The 2,029-nt window shown below is 65.7% G+C and carries 3 protein-coding genes; all 3 read right to left on the bottom strand.

Annotation, left to right across the window (positions count from 1 at the left end):
* A partial coding sequence (locus WA317_RS16580) for a hypothetical protein (protein ID WP_425174065.1) occupies positions 1-589 on the bottom strand: 589 nt, incomplete at its 3' end.
* The gene (locus tag WA317_RS16575) at positions 589-1,785 is read right to left on the bottom strand and encodes a cupin domain-containing protein (protein WP_425174064.1); all 1,197 of its coding nucleotides are present in this window, start codon (positions 1,783-1,785) and stop codon (positions 589-591) included. The genes WA317_RS16580 and WA317_RS16575, both read right to left, overlap by 1 nt.
* 65 nt (positions 1,786-1,850) lie before the next feature.
* On the bottom strand, positions 1,851-2,029 hold a 179-nt coding region (locus WA317_RS16570; protein ID WP_425174066.1), incomplete at its 5' end, for a WXG100 family type VII secretion target.

Below are 2,029 nucleotides of genomic sequence, written 5' to 3'. Positions count from 1 at the left end.
GTGTCGCCTGGAGCCGGAGCCAGCCCGGCGGCTCGGCGAGTAGCGAGGCCAGGACGGGCACCGGGTCACGCTGGATCCAGGTCCACGGTGTTTCTGGGAAGGCGGCGGCGAGCACCGCCCGGCGGCGAATGTTCCAGCTTGAGCATTTGAGCACCAGCCGCCGCTCGTCGCCGTGCCGGCATCGGCCGAGCGCCCGTGCCAGAAGTCGCACAACCTCGACCAGCGCGGTCTCGTCGACCAGATCCGGATCGAGTCCGAGGAGCGCGTTGAGCGGCGCCGGCTCGGAGAGAGCGACGACGCCGGAAAGTGTGCCCAGCAGTCGGGACACGAGCGTAGATCCACACCGCGAGTGATGAAAGATGATGCCCGCCGGTTCAAGGGACGGCTCGCCATCGAGAGCAACGAGCGCTTCGAGCCCGGTCCGCACCAACGGTCGGTACCGCGGGCCCGACGCCCAGCGGGCGACGGTCTGGTCGAAGAACGGTTCGACGAAGCGCTCCGCCGAGAGATCGGCCCAGTCGACCGTTGGCGCGGACCCGGAGAAGTCGAACCGGACCGGCGTCCAGCGGGCGAGGTAGGCGAACTCCATCAGGTGAGCCGGGCCAGGAAGCCGCTCACGATCAACGTTCGGGCCAACTCCGTCTGCTGCGCCGGTGCCAGCCCCGGCAGATCGTGCACGCGAAACGGCTGGCTACTTCTGGAGAGGAACAGCAACGCGTCTTCGTGGTCGGAGCTTGCGGGTATCGACAGTCGAGCGAAATGCAGGGCTACCCCGCCGGCGACGGTCGTCACCCACGAATACAGCGGGTGGTGCTTCCTCACTAGTGATTGTCCGTCGACTGTGGTGGCGTCGGAGATCTGCCCGACTGGTGGGCATCGGCCGCGCCGGACCAGGACATCCGCCAATGCATCCAAACCGCCTGCGACGGCGCTAGGGCCCTCGACGGCTTTGAGAGCGTCACGCAGAAGGATGCCCAGAGTCGCCTGCGCTTCCGCGTCATCCAGATGCCGCGGCGGAAGGCGGGCGTTCAGACGATCATCCTGAGAACTCAGCCGGTGGAGCGCTCCGACGGCAAGCAACAGCACGGTGGGCGCGTGGACCCCGACCGTCAGATGAATCGATGGCTCTGATTCGGTCTCGGCTGCATGAACGCGGCCGCGCGGTAAGTACAGCATGTCGCCGGCTTCCAGGCGCAAGTCCGTTGGCCGCGGAAGGCCGTCGGTCGCAACCGACTTTTCCTTACGCTGCAACTCGTGAGGCGATACGTCGGCGCCGTCGTACAGATGCCAGATCTTGGATCCTTCGATCTGCAGGACCAACAAGTCGTGGTCGTCGTAGTGGGCAACCAGCCCTTGGGATGCCGGCGGGCTGATGTACGCGTTGACCTGGGTCGGATAGTTCAGCTCGACCTCTATGGAGCGGGCCAGCGACCCAATGTCGCGGGCATACTCCTCAACGCCGTCTAACACGACCGTGTAGCCATCGGCGAAGTCGTCGCGGACACGGGCAAGATCGAGGGTGTCATCGACAAGCCGGTAACTGTCGGGGCCCTTTTTGTCTTGCCCCCTCATCAAGCGCACTGCCGAAGGCGTTCGGCGATAGCACCTCAGGAGTTCCTCACCCGCCGACGGGCCCGGCAGCAGGTCATCGAAGTAGCCGGCGCAGCGCCGCTCGAGATGGTAGTGCCTTTCCGCCCATATCTCGTTGAGAAAGGTTTCCACGGCAAGGGGGTGCAGCAACCAGGCCAGCGACGGCTCGATGGTGACCCTCCCCGAACTAGGCACGACCGACCGTACGGCGGAACGGCCTTCTCCGACCGCGCACTGCACCCGTCAGCGAGCGGGCCGGGCTAGCCGCCCCACTTGGCGCCTTCGGCCGCGTCGCGGGCATACATCGACAACGTGTTGTTCTCATGCGTGCCGGCCATCGCCTGATAAGCGCGCACCAACTCCGTCATCGCCTGATTCCACTGCGCCTGCCACACCTGATAGCTCATCCCGGTATCACCCTGCCAAGCGTTCTGCAACG

The organism is Mycobacterium sp. (assembly GCF_049802695.1).
In the GTDB taxonomy this organism is placed as follows: Bacteria; Actinomycetota; Actinomycetes; order Mycobacteriales; family Mycobacteriaceae; genus Mycobacterium.
The sequence above is the reverse complement of the archived record's forward strand: the minus strand, read 5'-3'. Positions and strand labels throughout refer to the sequence as shown.